We start from the raw sequence: 24,767 nt of genomic DNA, 5'->3' as shown, positions 1-24,767 counted from the left end.
CCCGCCGATGGGCCACGGTGCGCCTTTTGGGCACCGTCCCGGCCGCCGGGCGTTCCCGGCAAATTCACAGCCAAAAAATGGTTCGATGCCCGAACAAAGTGCCTACGCTTGAGGGATGGCGGAAGAGCTTGAAATCAAGGGTGGCCCCGATGCGGCAGTCGCGGCGGTGCGGGCCGTGGTGCGGGTGTCCAGGCTGTTGGAGCGCTCGCTCTCGGAGCTGAGCCTGCCGCACTACCGCATCCTCGCGGCGTTGTCCGCAGGCGAGGAAATTGCCTCCCGGGTGGCCGCGCGACTGGCACTGGGCCGGCCCGCGGTCAGTGCCGCCGTGGCCGCCCTGGCCGGGCGCGGCCTGCTGGTGCGCGTCGACGTGGCGGGCGACCAGCGGGCGGCCGCCCTGCAACTAACGGGGGAAGGCTGGGCGGCGCTCGCCCGCGCCGACGGGTCCATGGCCGCCGCCCTGCGCGAAATTGCCGACGCGAGCGGCCACCCCGAACAGCTCCTCGACACCATGGGCCTGCTTAACGACGCCGTCAGCAGGGTTTATGCCGGGCACCGCAAGACGGCTGTGCCTGCCGCAAAGCCGGCCCCTGCCGGAAAGCCCGCGCCGGCAAGAAACCCCGCGCGCGCCGGAAATCCCGCGCCGGCTGCAAAGGCCGCACCGTGACCCAGGTACGGGACCGGGGCCCGCACGGAGACGGTGCCGAACGCCCGGCCGGCGCCAGTCCGACGCCAGGCCGGAACCCGAAACACGGCCACAACCCGGACGGCGGCCACAACCCGGACCAAAACCGGCCACGGCCGAAGACCTCACCCGGCTGGATCCGCCGGCTCTGGGGCTACCTGCTCCGCCACAAGCTGGACATGGTGCTGGCGGTTTCCGCGGCCGTGATCGGCAGCGCCTGCCAGACGGTGGTGCCGCTGGTCACCCGGCAGATCGTGGACAATGTGATCCTGACGCGCAGCTCCCCGCTGCTGTCGTGGCTGGTGCTGCTGATCGGGCTCGCGGCGGCGACGTTCGGCTTTTCCTACATCCGCCGCTACCGGGGCGGCCGCGTGGCCCTGAACGTCCAGTACGACCTCCGCAATGACATGCAGGCGCACCTGCAGTCCATGGACGCCACGCATCTGGACACGATGCCCACGGGCCAGCTTGTGGGCCGCGCCAACTCGGACACCGCCCTGGTCCAGGGCCTGCTTGCCTTCCTGCCCATCATGAGCGGGAACCTGCTGATGTTGCTGCTGTCCATGGGCGTGATGCTGTACCTCTCGCCCGTGCTGGCCATCATCAGCCTGGTCATGGCGCCGGCGCTCCTGGTGGTCTCCTACCGCATGCGCTGGCGGATCTTCCCGGCCACCTGGGATGCGCAGCAGCGCGAGGGCGACGTCGCGCAAATCGTCGACGAGGCCGTCAACGGCGTGCGGGTGGTCAAGGCGTTCGGCCAGGAACGGCATGAGATCGACCGCATGGCGCGCGCCGCCGGCACCCTGTACGGCTCACAGATGCGCGCCACCCGGCTGCAGGCCCGCTACCAGCCGCTCCTGCAGGCCATCCCGTCCCTGGGCCAGGTGGCCGTGCTGGCGGCCGGCGGCTTCATGGTCCTGCACCAGCAGATCACCCTCGGCACGTTCCTCGCATTTTCCACCTACGTCGCCCAGCTCATGGCGCCCGCCCGCCAGCTCGCGGGCCTGTTGACCATCGGCCAGCAGGCGCGTGCCGGCGTGGAGCGGATCTTCCAGCTGCTGGACCTGCGCCCAGGCATTGCCGACGCCCCGGACGCCCGCGCCGTCCCGGACCTCCGCGGCGCCATCGAGTTCCGCGATGTGCGTTTCACGTACGACGCCGGCTCCCGTCCCGTGCTGGACGGGGTCACCTTAAGCGTGGCCCCGGGTGAGCGGGTGGCCCTGGTGGGTGCCAGCGGCAGCGGAAAATCAACCGCCACCCTGCTGGTCCCGCGCTTTTACGACCCCGCCTCCGGGCAGGTGCTCGTGGACGGGCAGGACGTCCGGGGGCTCACGCTGCATTCGCTGCGCCGCCGGATCGGCACGGTCTTTGAGGAAAGCTTCCTGTTCTCCGACACGGTCCGGGCCAACATCGCCTATGGCAGCCCCGACGCGACCGACGAGCAGATCGAGGCGGCGGCGCGCACCTGCCAGGCCCACGGGTTCATCGAGGGGCTGCCGGCCGGCTACGACACCATGGTGGGCGAGCGCGGCCTGGTCCTCTCCGGCGGGCAGCGGCAGCGGATCGCGCTGGCCCGCGCGCTCCTGGCCGGGCCGCGGATCCTGATCCTCGACGACGCCACCAGCGCCGTGGATGCCCGCACCGAGGAAGCCATCCACGCCGGGCTGCGTGAATCCACCGGCGGCATGACGGTGCTGCTCGTGGCGCACCGGCTCTCCTCGCTGCACCTGGCCGACCGCATTGTGGTGTTCGACGGCGGGCGCATCACGGCGGCAGGCACGCACGACGAACTGCAGGAATCGAGCGCGCTGTACCGCACGCTGCTGACAGGCCTGGCCGAACTCGAGACGGCAGCGCAGGGCGACCCGGCCGGCGTCGTGCCCGAACTGCGCGGCGTGACGGCCGCGGCGTGGGGCACGGCCCCGGCCCCGGAGAAGACGCGCTCGGTCCGGTCGATCGGCGCCCCAAGCCTGGGCGGCGGGCTGGGCCGCGGCGGCGGTGGGGGCTGGCGGCGGAGCCTGGCACCCACGCCGGAACTGCTGGCGCGGGTGGCGGCGCTGCGGCCCGTCAAGGACTCGGCGGTGCCGGACCTGGCGCGGGAGACCCGGCCGGATCCCAGGTTCAGCCTGTGGCGGCTCATGGGTGAATTCCGCCGGCCGCTGCTGCTGGGCCTGCTGTTGGTGGTGCTCGACGCCGTTGCCTCCCTGGTGGGGCCGGTCCTGGTGCGCACCGGCATCGACCAGGGCGTCAACCGGGGCGTGGCGGCCGTCCTCGTCGCGGCGTCGGCCATCTACCTGGTGGCCACGCTGGCGGACCTGTTCATTGAAATTGGCGAAACGTTCATCACCGGGCGCACCGCGCAACGGGTCATGCTCTCGCTCCGGCTGCGCATCTGGGCGCAGCTGCAGCGCCTGTCCCTGGACTACTACGAACGGGAAATGGCCGGGCGCATCATGACGCGCATGACCACCGACGTGGACCAGTTTGAGTCGTTGATCCAGAACGGGCTGCTCTCGGCGCTGGTGGCGTTCGTGACCTTTGCCGGGGTGGGGACGGCCCTGGTCCTCTTCAACGCCGAACTGGCCCTGTGCGTGTTCGCCGTGGTGGTGCCGCTGGCCATCGCCACGGTGATGTTCCGGCGCCGGGCCGGCAGGCTGTACGACCAGTCACGCGAACGCATTGCCGTGGTGAACGCAGACTTCCAGGAAAGCCTCTCCGGCGTGCGCGAAGCCCAGGCCTTCGTGCACGAGGACGCCACCGGCAGGCGCTTCCGGGCGCTGGGTCAGCGGTACCTGTCCTCCCGGCTGGCGGCGCAGCGGCTCGTGGCCCTGTACTTCCCGTTCGTGGCCTTCCTCTCCGCCGTGGCCGAGGCGATTGTGCTGGGCGTGGGCTCGAACATGGTGGTGGCCGGGGCGTTGAGCACCGGGGCGCTGATCGCGTTCCTGCTCTACATCAACATGTTCTTCTCGCCCATCCAGCAGCTCTCGCAGGTGTTCGACGCCTGGCAACAGACCCGCGTGTCGGTGCTGCGGATCTCCGAACTGATGAAGCTGGAAACCCTGACGCCCAACGACCCCGGGCCGGTGCCGGTCCGCGGCGCCGGTGTGGCGGGCGTGGACATCGCGGGGGCGCTGTCCCTCGAGGGCGTGCACTTCAGCTACCCGGCGGCACCGCCCCGCGCCGTCCGGGAGCTGCGCGGCCCCGCCGATCCACGCAACCTCCGCCCGGACTACGCCCATGCGGTGAAGCCGCCGGAGGCGATCCGCGGGCTCAACCTGGACATCGCCCCGGGGGAGACCGTGGCCCTGGTGGGCGAGACCGGGGCCGGGAAGTCAACGGTGATGAAGCTGCTGCTGCGCTTTTACGATCCGCAGGCCGGCAACGTCCGCGTGGACGGCACCGCGCTTCGCCGCCTTGACCTGCCCGGCTACCGCCACCGGCTCGGCTACGTGCCACAGGAGGCCTTCCTGTTCACCGGCACCGTCCGCGACAACATCGCCTACGGCCGGCCCGGCGCCGGCGACGAGGCGGTGGAGGCCGCTGCCCGGGCCGTGGGGGCGCATGATTTCATCGCCGGGCTCGACGGCGGCTACCGGCACGAGCTGGCCGAGCGCGGGCGCTCGCTGTCCGCCGGGCAGCGCCAGCTCCTTGCCCTGGCCCGGGCCGAGCTCGTGGACCCGGCCATCCTGCTGCTGGACGAGGCCACCTCCAACCTGGACCTGGCCACGGAGGCGAAGGTGACGGCGGCCATGCACCGGCTGGCACGCGGCCGCACCACCGTGGTCATCGCGCACCGGCTGCAAACCGCGCGGGCGGCGGACAGGATTGTGGTGCTGGCCCACGGGCGGATCGCCGAGTCCGGCACGCACCATGAACTGATGGTGCAGGACGGGCTGTATGCGGCCATGTGGGAAGCGTTCGAACCCGGCACCGCGGAGCTTGGGCCCTGAGCTGCCCACGGTGTGACGCCGGACGCTCCTTCCGGACGCGCCCGTGGCGCCGTTTCGGCATACCCCCGGATGAAACTATGCTTGGTTGAGGCTTCCCGCGGTAAGGGGAACGCCGAGGGGGAGTCGAACTGGTACAAAAGGATGTGTATTCATGAGCAGGATTCTGACGGTCCGTGGAGGTGTCCCGCTCAAGGGACGGGTGCAGGTGCGCGGTGCCAAGAACCTGGTGCCCAAGGCCATGGTGGCGGCGTTGCTGGGCAATGCCCCGTCCACGCTCCGCAACGTCCCCGAGCTCAAGGACGTGGAGGTTGTCACGTCGCTGCTGCAGATTCACGGTGTCACCGTGGTGAAGGATCCGGTCACGGGGGACCTGACCATGGACCCTTCCAACGCCAAGAAGGCCTCCAGCTCGGAAATCAACACCCACGCCGGGGACTCCCGCATCCCGATCCTGCTCTGCGGCCCGCTGATCCACTCCATCGGCCACGCCTTCATCCCCGACCTGGGCGGCTGCAAGATCGGCGACCGGCCCATCGACTACCACCTGGATGTGCTGCGCAAGTTTGGCGCCGTGGTGGACAAGACCGGCACCGGCATTCTCATTTCGGCCCCCACCGGGCTGAAGGGCACCAAGATCTCCCTGCCCTACCCGAGCGTGGGTGCCACGGAACAGGTCCTGCTATCCGCCACGAGGGCCGAGGGCGTCACCGAGCTCAGCGGCGCGGCGACCGAGCCGGAGATCATCGACCTGATCGCCATCCTGCAAAAAATGGGCGCCATCATCGCCGTCCAGGCGGACCGCATCATCCGCATCGAAGGCGTGAAGGAACTCACCGGCTACGTCCACACCGCCCTGCCGGACCGCAACGAGGCGGCCTCCTGGGCCTCGGCCGCGCTGGTGACCGGCGGCGACATCTACGTCGAGGGCGCCAGGCAGCGGGACATGATGACGTTCGTGAACACCTTCCGCAAGATCGGCGGCGGCATGGACATCCAGGACGACGGCATCCGCTTCTACCACCCCGGCGGCGACCTGAAGCCGCTGGTGCTGGAAACCAATGTGCACCCCGGCTTCATGACCGACTGGCAGCAGCCGCTTGTCGTGGCGCTGACGCAGGCCCAGGGCGTGTCGATCGTGCACGAGACCGTGTACGAAAACCGTTTCGGCTTCACCAAGGCGCTGACCCGCATGGGCGCGAACATCCAGCTGCACCGCGAATGCCTGGGCAGCGTGCCGTGCCGCTTTGGCCAGCGGAACTTCATCCACTCTGCCGTCATCTCCGGCTCCACCCCGCTCAAGGGCGCCACCATTGACATCCCGGACCTCCGCGGCGGCTTCAGCCACATGATCGCGGCGCTCGCAGCCCAGGGCACCTCCACGGTGACCGGGATCGACATCATCAGCCGCGGCTACGAACGCTTCACCGCCAAGCTGGACGGGCTCGGCGCCGACTTTGACGTCCACGACGCCAAACAGGCGCTGGTTTAGGGATGGGCACAACCAAACGCCCGTTCAAACCGAAAAACATGTCGTGGTCCATGCGGCTGGTTTTTGCCTTCATGGCCGGGATTGCCCTGCCCATCATGAATGGGCTCACGGGCAAGGAATGGCGCGGGCTGGAGAAGCTGCCCGCCCGTGAAGGCTTCATTGTGGTGCCCAACCACTGCACGGAGATTGACCCGATCGTGGTGGGCCACATGCTCTACAGCCAAAACATCATGCCGCACTTCCTGGCCAAGGACGGGCTGTTCCGCACGCCCCTGCTCGGGTCCCTCCTCAGGAGCTCGGGCCAGATCCCGGTGGAGCGCAGCGGTGTGGGCGCCGGGAAGTCGCTCGACGTCGCCAGGCAGGTCCTGGCCGACGGCGGTGCCGTGATCATCTACCCCGAGGGCACCCTCACCCGCGACCCCGGCCTCTGGCCGATGAAGGGCCGGACCGGGGCTGCCCGGCTGGCCCTGGGCACCGGCGCCAAGGTCATCCCCGTGGCGCACTGGGGCGCCCAGGAAGTGTTCCCGCGCTACGCCAAGGGCTTCAAGATCTTCCCGCGCAAAAACACGCGCGTGGTGGTGGGCGACCCCGTCGACCTCAGCGCCTTCGCCGGCCAGGCAGGCGACAAGGCCACGCTGGAAGCCATGACCGAGGTCATCATGGCCGACATCACCGCCCTCCTGGAGGGCCTGCGCGGCGAAAAGGCCCCGGGCGGGCGGTGGGACCCCGCCGCGCACCACCAGTCCATGCACGGCCGGTTCGTTGAGCGCGGGGCGAAGCCCGCCGAAAACAAGCCGGCCGAAAATACGGCTCCCGGGCAAAACGACGCCGGCACAACAGAAACGGGGGACGCCCGGTGAGCTACGTGGATGGCACGGCACCGGCCAAAATCGCGGTGTTGGGTGCCGGCAGTTGGGGAACCACGTTTGCCAAGGTCATGGCCGATGCGGCGCAGGGCACGGACCGGAAAATAGTGTTGTGGGGGCGCCGGCCGGAGGTGGTGGAGCAGGTCAACCGCCAGCACCGCAACCCCCGCTACCTTTCCACCACGGAGCTGCCCGGGAACATCAGCGCCTCCACGGATGTCGGGGAGGTCCTCGAGGACGCGGAGCTCGTGGTGCTGGCCGTCCCCGCCCAAACCCTGCGCGAGCAGCTGCGCGGGTGGGCCGGGCACCTGGCGGGGAACGCCGTCGTCGTGAGCCTGATGAAGGGGCTGGAGCTGGGAACGGACCAGCGGATGTCCCAGGTGATCGAACAGGAACTGGGCCTCAGCAAGGACCGGGTGGTGGTGGTGTCCGGGCCCAACCTGGCCATGGAGATCGCCCGGCAGGAACCCACGGCCTCGGTGGTGGCGTGCGCGGAGGAGAACACGGCCAAGTGGGTCGCGGCCCTGTGCACGCCGCCGTACTTCCGCCCGTACACGGTGGACGATGTGGTGGGCGTGGAGATTGGCGGGATCGTCAAGAACGTGATTGCCCTGTGCGTGGGCATCTGCGAGGGCAAGAAGGTCGGCGACAACACCAAGGCCACCGTCATCACGCGCGGCCTGGCGGAAACCACGCGGCTGGCGCTGGCACTCGGCGGGAAGGCGGAGACGCTGGCCGGGCTGGCCGGGCTCGGCGACCTCGTCGCCACGTGTTCGTCGTCGCTGAGCCGCAACCACACGGCCGGGCGCATGTTGGGCGAGGGACTGACGCTGGATGAGGTCAACAACCGCATGACGCAGACGGCCGAGGGCATCAAGTCCGGCCGCGCCGTGAAGGACCTGGCCGCCAAGGTGGGCGTTGACATGCCCATCACCAACGCGGTGGTTGCCGTGCTGGAAGGTAAACTGACTGTCGACGACCTCGGGCCGCTGCTGCTGGCCCGCGAATTGAAATCCGAAGGCGACTAACGCGTGAGCACTCCAGCAACAACCCCTTCCACAGCTGCGCCCGCCCGCATCCGGGTGGCGATCCTGTTTGGCGGGCGCTCCAGCGAGCACGCCGTCAGCTGCGTCACCGCTGCCGGCGTTTTGGGCGCCATTGACAGGACCAAGTACGACGTCGTTCCCATCGGCATTGCAAAAAGCGGCCAGTGGGTGTTGGCCGGGGATGACGTCGCCGGCTGGTCGCTGACCGGTGGCAGCCTGCCTGAGGTGGCGGCCGGGGGCAGGTCGGTTTCGCTGGCCCACCTGGGCGGCGGCCACCAGCTGGTGGTGACCGAGTCGTGCAGCGTGCCCGAGGAACTGGGCTCCGTGGACGTGGTGTTCCCGCTGCTGCACGGGCCGTGGGGCGAGGACGGCACCATCCAGGGGCTGCTGGAACTTTCCGACACCCGGTATGTGGGCGCCGGCGTGCTGGCGTCCGCGATCGGCATGGACAAGCACTTCATGAAGGTGGTGTTTGCGGCGGCCGGGCTGACGGTGGGCCCATATGTCGCCGTGACGGACCGTGACTGGACCGTCAACCCGGAGCGTGTGCGCGAGCGCGTGGCCGCGCTGGGCTTCCCCGTTTTCGTCAAGCCGGCCCGGGCCGGCTCCTCCATGGGCATCTCCAAGGTGGATTCCATGGACGGGCTCGACGCCGCGATCCTTGCCGCCCGGGAACACGACCTCAAGCTGGTCATCGAGGCCGGCATCGTGGGCCGCGAAATTGAAATCGCCGTCCTTGAAGGCCGGGGGAGCGATGCCCCGCGCGTTTCCCTGCCGGGCGAGATCGCCATGGTGGACGGCGCGCACCACCGGTTCTACGACTTTGAGGCCAAGTACGTCCAGGGCGGCGCCGTGAACCTCAGCTGCCCGGCGGACATGCCGGAGGCGGACATCGCCCGCGTCCGCGAGCAGGCGGCCCGCGCCTTTGACGCCGTCGAAGCCGAGGGGCTCTCCCGCGTTGACTTCTTTTACACGGCCGACGGCGGGCTGGTCATCAACGAGATCAACACGATGCCCGGCTTTACCCCGAGTTCCATGTACCCGCAAATGTGGGCCGCCTCGGGGCTGTCCTACCCGGAGCTGATCGACGAACTGCTGCAGCTGGCCCTGACCCGGAAGACCGGCCTGCGCTGAGCCCGGTGCCCGGAGACTGAGCCGGCCGAAGTCCGGGCCCGCCGAAATCGGGGCCTGCCGAAATCGGGCGTCTCGAAATCCGGGTGCGTCGAGACCCATCCCAGCCAGCCAACCCCAGGAGCGCCCCACAGCATGAGCACCGAACCGACAGCCGCCGCCCACGCCACGGTCACGTGGACGCGGGACGGCGCGGAGCACACCGCGCTGTGGCACTCGGCCAACGGTGCCAAGGCGCCAAGGACCGTAGTGGCCGTTGATGACGCCCTGACCGCCGACGACGCCTACCGCCTCGCTGCCCAGGGCACGGCCATGCTGTGGACCGGCGACTACCACAACGCCCGCCAGCTGCTCTCCGCCCTGGCCCGCCGGCTGCCGGACGGCACCAGGAAGCACAAGCACCGCGGCGAAACCGTGGCCGAAGCGTTCTACCGCTACCGCCAGTCCCGCTCCCAGCGGGCCCGGGTGCTCGGCCTGCTGCTGGTGCCGCTGGAGGCGGGCCCCGCCGTCGCACTGCGCCGCGCCCCGGACATTGCCGGGGCCTGGCTGGCCGCCGCCGGCCCCGTCACCGGGCCGGCGGTGGTGCCGTTGCAGGACGTGCTCGGGGCCATCGGGGCCTGGGAATGGCGCCGGAACGGGTTGTTTGTCGAAGCCCTGGATGCCGTGATTTATCCGCACTATGGGACGTTTGCCCCCATCCGCAGCGAATACCTGGATTTGGTGGCGCAGGCCGGGCTGCCGTCGCGGGAGCTGGCGTTCGACATTGGCACGGGCACCGGCGTCCTGGCTGCCATCCTGGCCCGGCGGGGCGTTGCAAGGGTCATTGCCACGGACAGCGAGCCGCGGGCCATCGCGTGCGCTGCGGAAAACCTGGAACTGCTGGGGCTGGCGGGCCGGGTGGAGCCGCTGCTGGCCGACATGTTCCCCGCCGGCCGGGCGCCCTTGATTGTCTGCAATCCGCCGTGGCTGCCGGGGACGCCCCACACTTTGTTGGACAACGCCGTCTATGATCCCAAGAGCCGCATGCTCAAGGCCTTCCTGAACGGCCTGGCGGACCACCTGGAACCCGGGGGCGAGGGCTGGCTGGTCATCTCCGACCTCGCCGAACTCCTGGGCCTGCGCTCCCGCGACGAGCTCCTGGACTGGATCGAGGCGGCCGGGCTCGTCATCAGGGACAGGCTGGACACGCCGGCGAAACACCCGCGCTCCATGGACCGCAACGATCCCTTCTTCGACGCCCGCTCACGCGAGACCACCTCATTGTGGAAACTTGGCGCGGCCCGGACGCAGGCCTTCTAGCCCGCCTTCGCGCTGGGGAGGTTCTCCACATCGGCCGGGCCCACGCACGCGCGCACCTTCGGCAGCTTGTCGGCTGCGTTGGAGAGTTCGGCCAGCACGGAGCTGGAAGCGATCTTGTTCGGGTCGATGGTCACCTCGGCGGCGGGGTTGCGCCCGTAGGTCGTCATGGTCCAGTCCGGGTCACCTTCCTTGATGATCCAGTCGACGCCGTTGACCCCGACGCACCTGGCGGTGGTGGGCCCGGGAACTTCGACGCCACACCGCAAGATGACCAGCGACGGGTTGCCCCAGGCGGCGGTGGCCTGGCTGGTGGTGGTGCGGCGCTGGGCGCCTGCCAGGGTGTCCGGCAGGGAAACCATCATGGGGGCACAGGCAGGGTTGTTGGAATCCGTGGCGGCAGCCACGCCCACGGACGGCGCACAACCGGTCAGGACCAGGAGGGCGGCGGCTGCACAGGGCACAGCGGACCGCCAGGACGGGGATTTCAAACGCATGGATCAAGCCTAGCCCGGGAAACTGGGAACCCCCGCCGGAGACTGTACGGTGCCCGTAAAAGGCGCGGATAATGAAACCATGGGCAGGGTCGAGGACGCGGCGGCGCGGCGGGGGCGCGGGTTGCGCCGGGGTGCCTTCCTTGCGGTCATGCTGCTGCTGGCGCAGTACCTGCTGGGGATGGTGGTGAACCTCTTCGTGCATGTCCCCAAGGTGCATCCCGGTGCCAACGCCGTCGAATACTTTGGCGGCGTGACGGCAGGCGTCGCCTGGGCCCTGGCCCATGGCGGAGTGTGGCTCGCCCTGCACGCCGGGCTGGGGGTGGTCCTGGTGCTGACCGCCATCGGCCTGGTCGTCCAGGCGGCCCGAGCTGGGCGGCGCAGCCATCTGGCACTCACCATTGTGGCCGGCGTCCTGGTCCTCGGCGCCGGATTCAATGGCGGCAGCTTCCTCAACTACGGGGAGGATGTCAGCTCCCTCATCATGGCGACGTTGTGGGCCCTGGCGACGGCATGCTACGTGACACTGCTGAGGTTGCCGGCCGTGGCCCGGTCGGGCGGGTAGCGCCGGCCGCATTCGCGCCGGAAATGTCACGGGCGGGCAACAACGGGGCGGCATCCATCCACATTGACGGCACGTTCGCCACCTTGCGGTGGGATGATGCTGCCATGAGCGAACACATGGCTGCGCCGGTCCCTGCCCGGCACCGACGCAAAACCGGACGCAACGTGCTGCTGTTCCTCCTGGCCCTCCTGGTGGCGGCCGCGGTGGTTGCCGGCCTGTTCGTGTTCAACCTGGCCCACAGCTATGACACCAAGACGCAAAAGATCGCGCAGGCGTTCCCCAGCGGGACGTCCCGGCCGGTCAAGCCCACGGAGGGCCCGGCGTCGAACGCCATGAACATCCTGATCTTGGGCAGCGACACCCGCGCCGCCCCGCTTCAACAGTCCGAGGAGGGCCAGCCTTCGGACCAGCGCTCGGACACCATGATGTGGGTGCACATCCCGGCGGACCGCAAGCACGTCTACCTGATGTCGATCCTGCGGGACACATGGGTGGACATTCCCGGGCACGGGCAGGCCAAGATCAACGCGGCCATGTCCTACGGGGGAGTGCCGCTGGTGGTGCAGACGCTCGAGGGGCTGTTCAGGAACCGGATCGACCATGTGGCGATCGTGGACTTTCAGGGCTTCAAGGCGATCACCGATGCCTTGGGCGGGGTGGAGGTCAACGTGCCCGTCGGCTTCAAGGCCTACACGACGGGCATGACGTTCAAGGCGGGACCGCAAAAGCTCAACGGGGACCAGGCACTTGCGTTCGTGCGGGAGCGCCATGCCTTTGCCGACGGCGACTACCAGCGCGTCAAGGACCAGCAGATCTTCCTCAAGGCCGTCATGAACACCATCCTGGCCCCGGCAACCCTGGCCAACCCGGTCAAGGCCACGCGCCTGGTGGACCAGGCCTCCCCGTACCTCAGCGTGGACAAGGGTCTGGATTCGGCCACCGTGGGCGCGCTGGCCCTGGGCCTGTACGCGGTGCGCGGCCCGGACGTGGTGTCCTTCACCCTCCCCACGCTGGGCACCGGGACCAGCCCGGACGGCCAGTCAATCGTCCTGAAGGACGACGCCGCCATCTCGGCCATTGCGAAGGCCCTCACCGACGATTCACTCGGGTCATACCTGGCGGCGGCCAAGCTCGGCGGTTGAGTCCCCGCTGGCCGGGCGCGTCGAGACCCGGTGCCTTAGCGGCCCGTGCGCACGGGTCCGGAAAGCCATCGGTCAACCATGCCGTTGTGCTGGCCCAGGGTGGGTGCGGGCGAAGGCGCCACGGAACCCTTCAGGCGCAGGGGGGACGCCAGTGTCCGGAAGCCGTCGGACTCCGTGGCGACGGCGCCGCGGTGGGCCGCGTGCTCACTTTCGAGGGCTTCGTTGACCGTGTGCACCTTCGAGACCGGAACGTGGTGGGCGGAGAGCAGCTCGATGGCCTCCTCGGCGGTGTATGACTGCAGCGCACCTTCGAGGGCGGCCCGGAACTCACCGGGGAATCCGTTGCGGCGGGTCTGCTCGCTGAACCGTTCGTCCGCCAGCCACTCCGGGCGGTCCAGGGCCGCCGTCAGGCGCGGGAACAGCCGGTCGCCCGCGATGGCAATGGCAATGGAACCGCGCCCGGTCGCATAGGTGCTGAACGGCGTGGACATGGCGTGGTCGTTGCCGCACGCCACCGGCCTCCCGCCGTGGAGTGCGCGCATGCCCACGGATTCCAGGACCGAGACGAGGCTGTCCAGCATGGCCACGTCGATGTGCTGGCCGCGGCCGGTGTGGTGACGTTCGTTGATGGCGGCCAGTGCCGCGATGGCACCGTAAAGGCCCGGGATGACGTCGCCAATGCTGATGCCCACACGGGTGGGATCCCCGCCCCGAAGGCCCGTGATGGACATGAGTCCGCTCATGGCCTGGGCGATCAGGTCGTAGGCGGGTGCCTTTTGCAGCGGCCCGTCCTGGCCGAAACCGGTGATGCTGACGATCACCAGCCGCGGGTTTTCCGCCATGAGGTGTTCGGCGGACAGCCCGAGCCGGTCCATGACGCCCGGGCGGAAGTTCTCGATGAGGACGTCGGAGCGCCGTGCCAGCTCCAGCAGTCGGCCGCGCCCTCCGTCGTCCTTAAGGTCCATGGTGACCCCGTACTTGCTGCGGTTGAACAGGCGGTAGTAGGCGGATTCGCCGTTGTACCAGGGGCCGAAATGGCGGGAGTCGTCGCCGTCGGGGCTTTCCACCTTGATCACCTCCGCGCCGAGGTCGGCCAGGATCATGGCGCAGAACGGGCCGGCCAGCACCCGGGAGAGGTCCAGGACGCGCAGGCCCTCAAGGGAGCCTGGGTGCCCGGGCCCGGCGGCGGGGGAGCGGTTCTCTGTGGCGGTCATGGCTGGCACTGTCCTTTGCAACGGTGGTTCGGCGCGCGGGCCGGAAGTCTGTCCTCCCCATCCGACCATCGAAAGGCGGCCCGGAACACGGTGGTGCCGGTCAATGCGTCTGTGATCACAGACGGCGCTACCATGGTGGGATGAACGCCCCACAGCCCGCGGCGCAGGTGCCTGCCGCCAAGAACGTCCTCTCCGTGCTGCGTTACGTTGCCTCCCAGGGCGGCCCTGTGGGCGCTGCGGCCATTGCGCGCGATGTGGAACTGCCCCGCTCCACGACCTACCACCTGCTGGCGGCCCTCGTGGACGACGGCTTTGTGGTGCACCTGCCGGAGGAGCGCAAGTATGCGCTCGGCGTGACCGCCCACGAGCTCGGCACCGGCTACTCGCGCCAGGCGCCGCTGCAGCGCATCGCCCGGTTCCCGATCGCCCAGCTCGTGGCCCGCACCCGGCGCACCGCGCACCTGGCCGTCATGCACGGGCGCGAGGTCATCTACGTGATTGAGGAACGGGCCAAGCGGCAGCGTGAGCTGGTCACGGACGCCGGCGTCCGCCTCCCCGCCCACCTGACGGCCAGTGGCCGGGCCATGCTCGCGTCCATGTCCGCCGCCCAGCTGGCCGCGCTGTACCCGGGACCGGAGGCGTTTCCCACCCGCTACGAGAACGGCGTCCACTCCGTGGAGGCGCTCAACGAGATCCTCGAACGCATCCGCGAGCGCGGATTCTCCTGGGAACAGGACGAGGTCACCGACGGCTTCTCCAGCCTGGCCGTGGCCGTGGTGGACCGCAGCGGCTATGCCGTGGCCAGCGTGACGCTCACCGTGGCCAACCGGCCGGCGTTGTCCCCTGCCGCGGCCGCGCGCAATGCCGCGGAAGGCGTTGTGCCGGAGCGGACCGTGCAGCTGGAGGACCTGGCCGACCAGTGGCTGCCGGACGTCAAGCGCTGCGCGGCGGAAATCTCGCGGCGGCTGCGGCCCAGCGGCTGACGCCGCCCCGGGGCAGCGAAAAAACACCGGGCACCCCGGTGTTGCGGCCGGCCCAGTGGCCGCGGACGCTCACAGTTCGGCGATGATGATTTTCTTCATGTCCAGCATCCGCTGGTAGGCGCCGGGTTTTTGCATCAGCTCGCCCATGTTGTCCGGCACGATCTGCCAGCTCACGCCAAACCGGTCCACCGACCAGCCGCATTGCTCGGCCTCGGGCACGGCGGAGAGCACCTCCCACAAGGCGTCGATCTCCTCCTGTCCTGCGCAGTTGACCTCCAGTGAAAGCCCCGGGGTGAACGTGAAGTCGTGGGCCGTGCCGCCATCCATGGCGGAGAACCATTGGCCGGCCAGTCGGAACTCGGCAAACATGACGGCGTCCGGATCTGCCGGTTGGGGCACAAGCATGCCGGTGCCCGAATCCGGGAGAAGGCCGGTATAGAGGTCGATCGCCTGCCGGGCCTGGGCGGCGGGGCCGGTAAAAAGGAACTGTGGCATGAGCATCGGCCGCCGCTCTGCCCCCGGGTCGGCCAGCATGAGCTGCCAGTTGACCCCGAATCGGTCCTCGACCCAGCCGTACAGTTTGCTGAACGGGTACGCGCCCAGGGGCATGCGCACCTCGCCGCCGTCGGCCAAGGCGTCCTAGATGCTGTGGATGCGGGTGCGTGCCTGGTCCCCGCCGCCGTCGACGAGCCGTGGATCCACGTTCAGGATGAAGGACAGCGCAGGTGTTGGGCGGAATTCGTTTCCGGCGTTGATGAGGCGGATCTGGTAGCTGCCCACTGTCACATCCACAATGAGGGGCCGGCCGGCATAGCCGCGTTGGAAGTCGGGCAGGTCGTCCATCGGGTAGCTCATGGTGACCGCCGACGACGTTTCCGGCAGCACCGCGGAGTAGAACGCGCCGGCTTCCGCCGCGTTGCCCTGGCACCATACGTTGGGCACGATCCGTTGCATGATTCCTCCTCGTGGAAAACTCCAGCATGGCACGGCCGCAGCGTCCCTTCAAGGATGTTTTTCGGACCAAGGGGGTCGCTGCCTGGCCGCCGGGAAATCGGACCGGTGCGAACATTCTGCGCGGACGCGGCAGCGGCCGTCACCGTGGTGGCGGCCGCTGCGATGGCGCCGGGGTCGTGCCCCCGGGCCGGTGCCTTGGTGCTACGCGGAGGTCACTGCCACCGGGTCGGCGTCGAGGTCCTCCGGGTACACCATGGCCGCCGGCGGGCGCTGGAACCTGCGGGCCACCGGGTAGTAGACGGCGGCGGTGACCACCAGGCCCACGAGCCAGGAGATGTCGGCGCCGCCCAGCAGCGGGGTGATGGGGCCGGTGTACATGGTCTGGGCCAGGAACGGGATCTGGACCGCCACGCCGAGCAGGTAGGTCAGCAGTGCCGGGACGTTCCAGGCGCCGTAGCGGCCCTTGGGGTCGTACAGGGCCGGGACGTCGACCTTTTCCTTGGAGACCAGCCAGAAGTCCACCAGGTTGATGGAGCTCCACGGGATGAAGACCATGAGCAGCAGCAGGACGAAGTTCTTGAAGTTGTCGATGAAGTCCGCCGAGGCGGCAATGGCGATGATGACCGAGACGGTGATGAAGCCGATCACGTAGGCAAAGCGCACCCACGGGGCGAAGCGCAGCTGGCGGGTGAACGCGCTCACGGACGTCAGGATCGTCATGTATCCGCCGTAGGCATTGAGCGTGTTGACGGTCAGCTTGCCCACCACGATCACGATGTACATCAGGATGGCGATGGCCCCGCCGCCGGACAGCTCGCCCACGAAGGCCACCTGCCCGTCCAGGAACCCATGGCCCTTGGGCATGGCAATGGCGGCAAACAGGGCGCCGAGCGTCATGGACCACTGGGAGCCCAGCACGGCGCCGGCGAAGCAGGAGAAGAACGTCTTGCCGGCGTTGGTCTTGGCCGGCAGGTAGCGGGAGTAGTCGGCCACGTAGGGGCCGTAGGTCAGCTGCCAGCCGGCGCTGAGGGAAATGGCCAGGAGGAACGTGGGGAAGGCGAAGCTGCCCACCCCCATGACGGCGCCGACGTCGTGCTTGGTGAACAGCATGACGGCCAGGTAGGTGAAGCCGAGGACGCCCACAATGGTGGAGAGGCGGCCGAGCATGTGGATGTACTTGTAGCCCAGCGTGGCCACGAGCACCGTCAGCGCGCCGAAGATGACGACGCCGACGGCGGGGTGCCCGGTGGGGATGACCTCCGACACCGCCTGCCCGGCCAGGACGGCGCCGGTGGCCGCGAAGCCGAGGTACATGACGATGACCAGGACCAGGGGGATGACTGCGCCGAAAACGCCGAACTGGGCGCGGCTGGAGATCATCTGCGGCATGCCCAGCTTGGGCCCCTGGGCGGCGTGCAGGGCCATGACCGTGCCGCCGAGCAGGTTGCCGATGAACAGGCCGATGATGCCCCAGAAGGCGTCGGCGCCGAAGATCACCGAGAGGGCGCCGGTGACGATGGCGGTGATCTGCATGTTGGCGCCGAACCACAGCGTGAACTGGCCAAACGGCCGGCCGTGGCGTTCGCTGTGCGGGACGAAGTCGATGGAGCGGCGCTCCACCACCGGTCCCGACTTTTTCACTGTTTCAATCCTTGACATGGCGTTCCTCTGTTGGGAGCTGGGAAGTACGTGGCGGGATGTTGAATTGCCCTGCTTAATCTGAGCACGGCCCGGGCCCGGGCCGAGATGGGCTTCACGAATCACGTCTGTGATCACAGACAAAGAAGTGGTTTCTGTGATCCGCGCCATCCGCGTCCCGGCCGTGCGGCTATGTTCGAAAAAGACACCCCAACCAACCTTTCGGAGGAACAGACCCATGAGTTCGCCAGCCGAGCTGCCCTACGCCGACGCCGACTTCCTTTACTTTGAACGCCTGCTCCCCGCCCATGAGCTGGCCCGCCTGAACACCATCCGTGACTGGATGGAGGCCAACGTGCGCCCCATTGCCCGCGAGTACTGGGGCCGCAGCGAATTCCCCGTCCACCTCATTCCGGGCGTTGCGGAGCTGGACATGGTCAGCCCCGTCCGCCGCCAGGGCCATTCGCACCTTTTGGCCGGCATGGTCACGGCCGCCATCCACCGGGTGGATGCGTCCTTCGGCACCTTCTTCAGCGGCCATGACGGGCTGTTCACCGGGTCCATCGAACTGCTGGCCTCCGAGGAACAAAAGGCCGCCTGGCTGCCGGACATCTACGCGCTGCGGAAGACCGGCGTCTTTGCCATCACCGAGCCGTTGGCGGGCTCCGATGTAGCCGGCGGCACCACCACGACCGCCGTCCGCGACGGGGACCATTGGATCCTCAACGGGGAAAAGCGCTGGATCGGCAACTCCACCTTCTCCGACTACGTGCTGGTGTGGGCGAAGGACACCGCCGACGGCCAGGTCAAGGGCTTTCTGGTGGAGACCTCCTCGCCCGGCTTCAGCGCCACCGTGATCGAGAACCGCATTGCCCTGCGCGCGGTCCAGAATGCCGACATTGTCCTGGCGGACGTCGTCGTGCCCCACTTCAACAAGCTGGCGGGCGCCAACAGCTTCCGCGACACCAACAAGGTGCTCAAGACGACCCGTGCCACGGTGGGCTGGCAGGTCGTGGGCATGCAGCTGGCCGCCTTCGACGTGGCCCGCAAGTACGCCGTGGAGCGCCGGCAGTTCGGCAGGCCCATTGCCGGCTTCCAGCTCATCCAGGAGCAGCTGGTCACGATGCTCTCCAACGCGCAGGCCTCGATGGGGATGATGGTGCGGCTGGCGCAGCTGGAGGATGCAGGCACCACGCGCAACGAACATTCCGCGCTGGCCAAGGCCTTCGTCACCAAGTGCATGCGCGAGACCGTTGCGCTGGGGCGCGGGATCCTGGGCGGGAACGGCATTTCAGTGGACTACGAGATGGCCAAGGTCTTTTGCGACGCCGAGGCGATCTACACCTACGAGGGCACCTATGAGATCAACACGCTCGTGGCGGGCCGGGCGATAACGGGGATTGCCGCCTTCGTGTAGGGCCTCCGCCCGGGGCGCCCGCACTGTCTTGGATCACAGACACCTGGCCTGTCGAAAGCCTAGGATCGCAGGGCCGTCGGGGGTTGGATGGAACTAAGGGAAATCCCACACGGAATTTTGAACCAACAGCTAAGGAAACCATCATGGCAACGATGCATGACCCCTCCCGCACCATCCGCGCAGCCCGCGGCACCGAGCTCTCGGCCAAGTCGTGGCAGACCGAGGCGCCGCTGCGCATGCTCATGAACAACCTGGACCCCGAGGTTGCCGAGCGCCCCGAGGACCTGGTGGTCTACGGCGGGACCGGCCGCGCCGCCCGATCCTGGGAGGCCTATGACGCCATCGTCGCCACGCTGAAGACGCTCGACGACGACGAAACCCTCCTCGTGCAGTCCGGCAAGCCCGTCGGTGTTTTCCGCACCAACGTCTGGGCCCCGCGCGTGCTGCTGGCCAACTCCAACCTGGTGGGGGACTGGGCCACCTGGCCCGAATTCCGCAAGCTCGAGGCCGAAGGCCTGATGATGTACGGCCAGATGACGGCCGGCTCCTGGATCTACATCGGCACCCAGGGCATCCTGCAGGGCACCTTTGAGACCTTTGCCGCGATCGGCGAGAAGCGCTTCGGCGGAACCCTGGCCGGCACGCTGACCCTGACCGGCGGCTGCGGCGGCATGGGCGGGGCCCAGCCGCTGGCCGTCACCCTGAACGGCGGCGCGTGCCTGATCGTGGACGTGTCCGAGGAGCGCCTGCAGCGCCGCGTGGGCAAGCGTTACCTGGACGAGGTGGCTCCCTCGCTGGATGCCGCACTGGAGAAGGTGCTGGCCGCCAAGGAAGCCAGGACCCCGCTGTCCGTGGGTGTTGTGGGCAATGCCGCCGAAGTGTTCCCGGAGATCCTGCGCCGCCACAAGGCCGGGGAATTCACGGTGGACATTGTCACCGACCAGACCAGCGCGCACGATCCGCTCTCCTACCTGCCCACCGAATACACGGTGGCGGAATGGGCTGCCGAGGCCGAGGCAGACCCGGAGGGATTCACCAAGAAGTCCCAGAACGCGATGGCCCGCCACGTCCAGGCCATGGTGGAATTCCAGGATGCCGGCGCCGAGGTGTTCGACTACGGCAACTCAATCCGCGACGAGGCGCGCAAGGGCGGGTATGAGCGGGCCTTTGAATTCCCCGGCTTTGTCCCGGCCTACATCCGCCCCCTGTTCTGCGAGGGCCTGGGCCCGTTCCGCTGGGTGGCACTCTCCGGCGACCCGGAGGACATCCGCGTCACCGACGAGGCGCTGAAGGAGCTGTTCCCCGAGAACGCCCACCTGCACCGCTGGCTCGACGCCGCCGCCGAGCACGTTGAGTTCGAGGGCCTGCCGGCACGCATCTGCTGGCTGGGCTACGGCGAACGTGCCAAGGCCGGCGTGCTGTTCAACGAGCTGGTGGCCTCCGGCAAGGTCAAGGCCCCGATCGTCATTGGCCGCGACCACCTGGACTCCGGCTCCGTCGCCTCGCCCTACCGCGAAACCGAAGCCATGAAGGACGGCTCCGACGCGATCGCCGACTGGCCGCTGCTCAACGCCCTGCTCAACACCTCCTCGGGCGCCACCTGGGTCTCCATCCACCACGGCGGCGGCGTTGGGATCGGCCGCTCCATCCACGCCGGCCAGGTGTCCGTCGCCGACGGCTCCGCCCTGGCCGCGGAAAAGCTCTCGCGGCTGCTGACCAACGACCCCGGCATGGGCGTGATCCGCCACGTCGACGCCGGCTACGAACGCGCCGTCGAGGTGGCCGCCGAGCGCGGCGTCCGCATCCCGATGCAGGAGCAGTAGCCCCTCACCAGGTAGGTCGCAGTTGTTACCGTTTTCGGCGGGTTTTCACCGCAAAAACTGTAACAACTGCGACCTACCTGCTTAATCACACGGCTACGGGCGGCAGCTGCCCACCAATGTAAACAACGGTGCTGCGCTTGAAGATGTCCACGTAGAGCGAGGAAGTGAACCGTTGCACGCCGTCGAGTGCGCCGAACTCCGCGATGACGTCCTTGAGGTGGCCAAGGGTGGGCACGGCCGTCTGCACCAGGAGCCGGTCGCCCACGGAGGCGGCCCAGCGCGTTGTCGGGTGGCCGGCCACGTGCCGTCCCACGGCCGGCAGCTGTGCCGCCGTGCACGCCATTTCCAGCAGGGCTTCGACGGGGTATCCGAGCATGGCCGCGTCCAGGACAGCGCGGATGGTCACGGCCCCGGAGGCGATGAGTGCTTCAACCCGCCGGCCGGCCGTGGCCTTGGAGATTGACAGTGCTGTGGCCAGCTCTTCATTCGTGGACCGCCCGTTCGCGCGCAGCAGGTCGATGATGGCGCGGTTGGTGTCGTCGATCCGGGCACGGTCGGTGGCGGCGAACCGCGTGATGAGCTGGGGCTGCTCGGCTGCGTATAGGGCGTCATATTGATCAACGGTGAGCAGGTCGGGGGCCCAGCCGGAGACGGTGCGGTGGTACTCCAGGACCGGTTCAAGCGAGAAGTCCCGCACCCCGTCGCGTGCGGCCACTTCGCCATACAGTATTTGCCCCAGGTCCCCGGGCCGGGCAAACATTTCCACGATGCACTCACTGGATCCGGCCAGGCCGGAGACCCAGTGCGTGTCGGGGCGGCCGGCCAGCCAGGCGCCGATGGACCGCAGTGCCGCCGGTTCAACCCGGACGCGGAGCATGTACAGGTCCACGTTGTCGAGGGCGAGCGGGTTGGGGAATGACTGGACCCGGACGTTCCCCGAGGCCAGCAGCCGGTTGCCGCGCCGGGCCACGGTCCGTTCCTGCTGCCCCAGCACGTCCGCAATGAGCCGCCAGGGCGCCCTGCCGTTGCGGAGCAGGGCCGCCGTGATCTGCCGGTCGAGTTCGTCTAATTCCATGGATGCATCATTCCATGCGGGGTCGGCCGGCGGCGGCACGGGGCCGCTGGCGGCCCCGGCGGCTACTTGCCGAGGTGGTCGAGCAGCACGGCAAGTGCGGCGCCCGTGCCGTTCGTGACCGCAAGCCCGGCGTCGGGGGCGAAGTGCGGGGAGTGGTTGCCCGCCGGTGCGGCGCCATTGGCGAACGCCTCCCGGGGGAAGGCGCCGAAGGCCCAGAAAACGACCGGGACGTCGATGGCGTCGCCCAGCCATCCAGCATCTTCCGAACCCATGCCCAGGGCGCTGTCGATGACGGCGTCGGGGCCGAATGCGGCCGTGAGCGCGCGCGTGGCACGGGCGGTGTTTTCGGCGTCGTTGAACAGGCGCGGGAAGCTGTTGATTTCTGTGATCTCCGGCTCGGCAATGCCGGAGGCCGCGGCCTCCGCTGAGATGATCCGGCGGACGGCGGCAATGACGGTGTTGCGGACCTCCTGCTCCGGCGTGCGGATGTTCAGGGTGAATTCGGCCGTCTTGGGGATGATGTTTTCCTTCAGGCCGGCGTGGAAGGTGCCGACCGTGACCACGGCCGGCGTCATCGGCGCGACTTCGCGGGAGACGACGGTCTGCAGCCGCATGACCATGGCCGCGGCGGCGACAATCGGGTCCCGGGACTTCTCCGGCTGTGAACCGTGCGCCTGGCGGCCCCGGACGGTGACCCGCAGCGAATCTCCGAGGCTGGCCATGTTGCCGGCGCGCAGCCAGAACGTGCCGCCTGCGGCCGGCATGACGTGCTGGGCCAGCACCACGTCGGGGCGCGGCGCACGGTCCCACAACCCGTCGTCGACCATGGCCCTGGCCCCGCTGGCGGTTTCCTCGCCGGGCTGGAAGAGGAACACCACCGTTCCCGCCCACGTCTCGCGCGCGTCCACCAGGTACGCGGCGGCAGCGAGTGCGGCGGTGATGTGGGTGTCGTGGCCGCAGCCGTGCATGGTGGGGGCGTTGGAACCGTCCGGCAAGGTTCCCGTTGAGCGGCTGGCGTAGTCGAGGCCGGTCTCCTCGGCGATGGGGAGCCCGTCGGTGTCGGCGCGGAATCCGATGACCGGGCCCTCACCGTTCCTGAGCAGGCCGACGACGCCGGTGCCGCCGCAGCGGAAGTGCTCGATGCCGAGTTCACTCAGGCGTGCCTCAATGGTTTCCGCGGTCCGCTGTTCGCAGGAGGAGAGCTCGGGCGTGCGGTGGAAGGCCTTGTACATCTCGATGTGTTCGGTGAGGAAACTGTCCGGGACATTGATGCCCGTGGCGAGGGCGACGGTGGTTGCGGTACCTGGCATGGTGGATTCTCCTGTTGGCTGTGCTGGGTTGGGGGTGCTAGTGGCCGACGGACACCGGGGCCGGCGGCTGGACGGTGTCGCGCTTGCGGGCAAACCAGGCGATGAGGATCGCGCAGACCACCGAAATAGCCGTCGCATAGTTGGTGAGCTGCGGAGCGGCGTGGACGGCGCCGAACACCACGACGGCGGCGACAAGGCCGGCGATGATGGTGGTGCGCAGGGTCTTCATTGCAATGATGGTCTGGACGGTCACGGCGCCAAACACCGCAGCAAGGATGTAGAGGCGGGCGACGCTGATCAGTCCCGGCGGCAGCAGCCCGAGGAGCCAGGTGCCGAGGATGCCGACGAACACCACCAGCGACAGCAGGTGCACGAACGCGGCCCCGATGATGGCCGCGCCGGCGATGAGCTCGGCGCGGCGGGTGCCCGGCTTCTCGCCGAGGTCGCTCTGGGCGATGATCGCCGACGGCAGCAGCTTGTTGGCGATGTTGCCGATCATGAACGCCTGGTACATCGCGGAACGCCCCAGGATCGGGTAGTACGAGATGGGTTCGACAATGGCGATGATGCCGAACGTTGCAAAGACGATGCTGAAGGCGTTCCACACCTCAGCGGCCGTGATGCCAAGTCCTGTGCCGAAGGCGACGAAAAGGGCGGCCCCGAGGGAGATGAGGAATCCGAGCCCGAGCGTGATCGGGCCCCAGATGGAGGTGGTGCGGTCGAACTGGGCGAGCCCGCCGAGGGTGCTGGTCTGGGAAGACATGGGGTTTCTCTTTCGGTTCTGCTACTTGGCGGTGAGGAAGTAGGCGACGGCCAGGGAGACGAGGATGGCGATGCCCAGACCCCATTCACGCAGCCAGGGCTTCTTGAAGTATTTCGCCGCGGCCAGGCACAGGCCCATCACGGCCGCCGAGGCGAGCACCGTGACGATGTGGGTGCCGGACTTGGTGGTCTCGGCGAAGGCGAGGGTGAAGAACGCCGCGAGGATGGCCGCGCCCGGCACCACGGTCATGACGGCGGGGTTGACGTTGCGCAGCCGCTTGTCGCCCTTGGCGAGGATCGGGGTGAGAATGAGCGCCGTGACCATCCAGACCAGGCCGCCAAGGGTCATGGCCGCGAAGCCGATCGCGAAGACCTTTTGCGTGTAGCTCGGACCGCCCAGCCCGGCGCCCTGTGACTGGGCGGCGAGGCCGGCGGCGGCGACGTCGAAGGCCGCTGAGCCGACCAGGCCGATGCGGGTCAGCACGGCCGGAGTGCTGAACAGCGGCAGCAGGGAAATGGCCACGAGCGCCACGGCGAGTGAAGGGCCGATGGCCGCGATGCCGCCGCGGCGGACCGAGCTGGTGACCTGGCCGTCCGTGAGGTTGGCGGCGGGCGCGGCCTTGCGGATGGCCCGAAGGTAAATCAGGGACTGCAGGATGATGACGGCAAAGACGGCCGCAGCAGCGATCCAGAGCACCGGGTGGAACGATATGGGGGTGATGTCTGTCGACCCCGGGTTGACGGCAGAAAATGGCATGGCAGCTCCTTCGCTCCAGGTGACCAAATAGTTCAAACGTGACGAGGGTCACTGCTATTTATTGCATCAGAATGACAGTTCTGTCCAAAAGAGTCAAATTGTGGCGGACTTTTGTCCACATGTCATAACGGCGGGCAGGATTCCCGCCCGCGCGGTGCCCCAGCCTTCGTTTC

Annotated in this window: 21 protein-coding genes; 12 read left to right on the top strand and 9 right to left on the bottom strand. The window is 68.5% G+C overall.

The window, feature by feature from the left end:
* The first annotated feature begins 115 nt into the window (after positions 1-115).
* The 7 genes from G6035_RS07830 to G6035_RS07800 all read left to right on the top strand — a co-directional run bounded on the left by G6035_RS07830 (position 116) and on the right by G6035_RS07800 (position 10,463).
* A complete protein-coding gene (locus G6035_RS07830; RefSeq protein WP_176616525.1) occupies positions 116-664 on the top strand; it encodes a MarR family winged helix-turn-helix transcriptional regulator in 549 nt (182 codons plus the stop codon).
* Positions 661-4,632 carry an ABC transporter ATP-binding protein gene (locus G6035_RS07825; RefSeq protein ID WP_371130911.1) on the top strand — a complete coding sequence of 1,324 codons (3,972 nt, stop codon included), beginning with the start codon at positions 661-663 and terminating at the stop codon, positions 4,630-4,632. Before G6035_RS07830 ends, G6035_RS07825 begins: the two co-directional genes overlap by 4 nt.
* 151 nt (positions 4,633-4,783) lie before the next feature.
* Positions 4,784-6,121 (top strand): UDP-N-acetylglucosamine 1-carboxyvinyltransferase, encoded by a 1,338-nt coding sequence (murA, locus tag G6035_RS07820; protein WP_176616524.1) that lies wholly within the window; start codon positions 4,784-4,786, stop codon positions 6,119-6,121.
* 38 nt (positions 6,122-6,159) lie between these two features.
* The gene (locus G6035_RS07815; RefSeq protein ID WP_176616523.1) at positions 6,160-6,981 is read left to right on the top strand and encodes a 1-acyl-sn-glycerol-3-phosphate acyltransferase; all 822 of its coding nucleotides are present in this window, start codon (positions 6,160-6,162) and stop codon (positions 6,979-6,981) included.
* A complete protein-coding gene (locus G6035_RS07810) occupies positions 6,978-8,015 on the top strand; it encodes an NAD(P)H-dependent glycerol-3-phosphate dehydrogenase (RefSeq protein ID WP_176616522.1) in 1,038 nt (345 codons plus the stop codon). Before G6035_RS07815 ends, G6035_RS07810 begins: the two co-directional genes overlap by 4 nt.
* 3 nt (positions 8,016-8,018) lie before the next feature.
* Complete coding sequence (locus G6035_RS07805) at positions 8,019-9,167, top strand: D-alanine--D-alanine ligase family protein (protein WP_176616521.1); 1,149 nt, start codon at positions 8,019-8,021, stop codon at positions 9,165-9,167.
* A 132-nt stretch (positions 9,168-9,299) separates the two neighbouring features.
* Entirely contained in the window at positions 9,300-10,463 is a 1,164-nt protein-coding gene (locus G6035_RS07800; RefSeq protein WP_176616520.1) for a methyltransferase, read from the top strand.
* On the opposite strand, the gene G6035_RS07795 is transcribed toward G6035_RS07800, so the two are convergent.
* Positions 10,460-10,957: a DUF3515 domain-containing protein gene (locus G6035_RS07795; protein WP_176616519.1), complete on the bottom strand. Its 498-nt coding sequence runs from the start codon at positions 10,955-10,957 to the stop codon at positions 10,460-10,462. The genes G6035_RS07800 and G6035_RS07795 overlap by 4 nt on opposite strands.
* Before the next feature lie 79 nt (positions 10,958-11,036).
* Between G6035_RS07795 and G6035_RS07790 the strand changes: the two genes are divergently transcribed.
* Positions 11,037-11,519: a hypothetical protein gene (locus G6035_RS07790; protein WP_176616518.1), complete on the top strand. Its 483-nt coding sequence runs from the start codon at positions 11,037-11,039 to the stop codon at positions 11,517-11,519.
* A gap of 104 nt (positions 11,520-11,623) precedes the next feature.
* Positions 11,624-12,661 (top strand): LCP family protein, encoded by a 1,038-nt coding sequence (locus tag G6035_RS07785; RefSeq protein ID WP_176616517.1) that lies wholly within the window; start codon positions 11,624-11,626, stop codon positions 12,659-12,661.
* Between the two features lie 35 nt (positions 12,662-12,696).
* Here the strand turns inward: G6035_RS07785 and G6035_RS07780 are convergent, their stop codons facing one another.
* Entirely contained in the window at positions 12,697-13,875 is a 1,179-nt protein-coding gene (locus tag G6035_RS07780) for a CaiB/BaiF CoA-transferase family protein (RefSeq protein ID WP_176616516.1), read from the bottom strand.
* Between the two features lie 140 nt (positions 13,876-14,015).
* On the opposite strand from G6035_RS07780, the gene G6035_RS07775 reads away from it, so the two are divergent.
* Complete coding sequence (locus tag G6035_RS07775; RefSeq protein WP_176616515.1) at positions 14,016-14,858, top strand: IclR family transcriptional regulator; 843 nt, start codon at positions 14,016-14,018, stop codon at positions 14,856-14,858.
* A 69-nt stretch (positions 14,859-14,927) separates the two neighbouring features.
* Here G6035_RS07775 and G6035_RS20065 read toward each other — a convergent pair whose 3' ends face one another.
* From G6035_RS20065 to G6035_RS07765, 3 genes are all read right to left on the bottom strand, one after another.
* Positions 14,928-15,491, bottom strand: coding sequence for a VOC family protein (locus G6035_RS20065; protein ID WP_256127828.1), 564 nt, complete (start codon positions 15,489-15,491; stop codon positions 14,928-14,930).
* A 6-nt stretch (positions 15,492-15,497) separates the two neighbouring features.
* Positions 15,498-15,812: a VOC family protein gene (locus G6035_RS20060; protein ID WP_256127827.1), complete on the bottom strand. Its 315-nt coding sequence runs from the start codon at positions 15,810-15,812 to the stop codon at positions 15,498-15,500.
* Between the two features lie 201 nt (positions 15,813-16,013).
* Positions 16,014-17,471: a cytosine permease gene (locus G6035_RS07765; RefSeq protein ID WP_176616514.1), complete on the bottom strand. Its 1,458-nt coding sequence runs from the start codon at positions 17,469-17,471 to the stop codon at positions 16,014-16,016.
* A 217-nt stretch (positions 17,472-17,688) separates the two neighbouring features.
* On the opposite strand from G6035_RS07765, the gene G6035_RS07760 reads away from it, so the two are divergent.
* Complete coding sequence (locus G6035_RS07760) at positions 17,689-18,867, top strand: acyl-CoA dehydrogenase family protein (RefSeq protein WP_176616513.1); 1,179 nt, start codon at positions 17,689-17,691, stop codon at positions 18,865-18,867.
* A 143-nt stretch (positions 18,868-19,010) separates the two neighbouring features.
* The gene (gene hutU, locus G6035_RS07755; protein WP_176616512.1) at positions 19,011-20,690 is read left to right on the top strand and encodes a urocanate hydratase; all 1,680 of its coding nucleotides are present in this window, start codon (positions 19,011-19,013) and stop codon (positions 20,688-20,690) included.
* Positions 20,691-20,775: 85 nt separating this feature from the next.
* Here hutU and G6035_RS07750 read toward each other — a convergent pair whose 3' ends face one another.
* The 4 genes from G6035_RS07750 to G6035_RS07735 all read right to left on the bottom strand — a co-directional run bounded on the left by G6035_RS07750 (position 20,776) and on the right by G6035_RS07735 (position 24,594).
* The gene (locus G6035_RS07750) at positions 20,776-21,765 is read right to left on the bottom strand and encodes an Lrp/AsnC family transcriptional regulator (protein WP_176616511.1); all 990 of its coding nucleotides are present in this window, start codon (positions 21,763-21,765) and stop codon (positions 20,776-20,778) included.
* Between the two features lie 62 nt (positions 21,766-21,827).
* On the bottom strand, positions 21,828-23,075 hold the full coding sequence (locus G6035_RS07745) for an amidohydrolase (protein ID WP_176616510.1): 1,248 nt from the start codon (positions 23,073-23,075) through the stop codon (positions 21,828-21,830).
* A gap of 37 nt (positions 23,076-23,112) precedes the next feature.
* A complete protein-coding gene (locus G6035_RS07740) occupies positions 23,113-23,838 on the bottom strand; it encodes a hypothetical protein (protein ID WP_176616509.1) in 726 nt (241 codons plus the stop codon).
* A 21-nt stretch (positions 23,839-23,859) separates the two neighbouring features.
* Complete coding sequence (locus G6035_RS07735) at positions 23,860-24,594, bottom strand: DUF5058 family protein (RefSeq protein ID WP_176616508.1); 735 nt, start codon at positions 24,592-24,594, stop codon at positions 23,860-23,862.
* Positions 24,595-24,767 lie beyond the last annotated feature (173 nt).

This window comes from Arthrobacter sp. SDTb3-6 (assembly GCF_013376095.1).
Taxonomy (GTDB): domain Bacteria; phylum Actinomycetota; class Actinomycetes; order Actinomycetales; family Micrococcaceae; genus Specibacter.
This window is presented reverse-complemented; position numbering and strand designations above follow the sequence as displayed.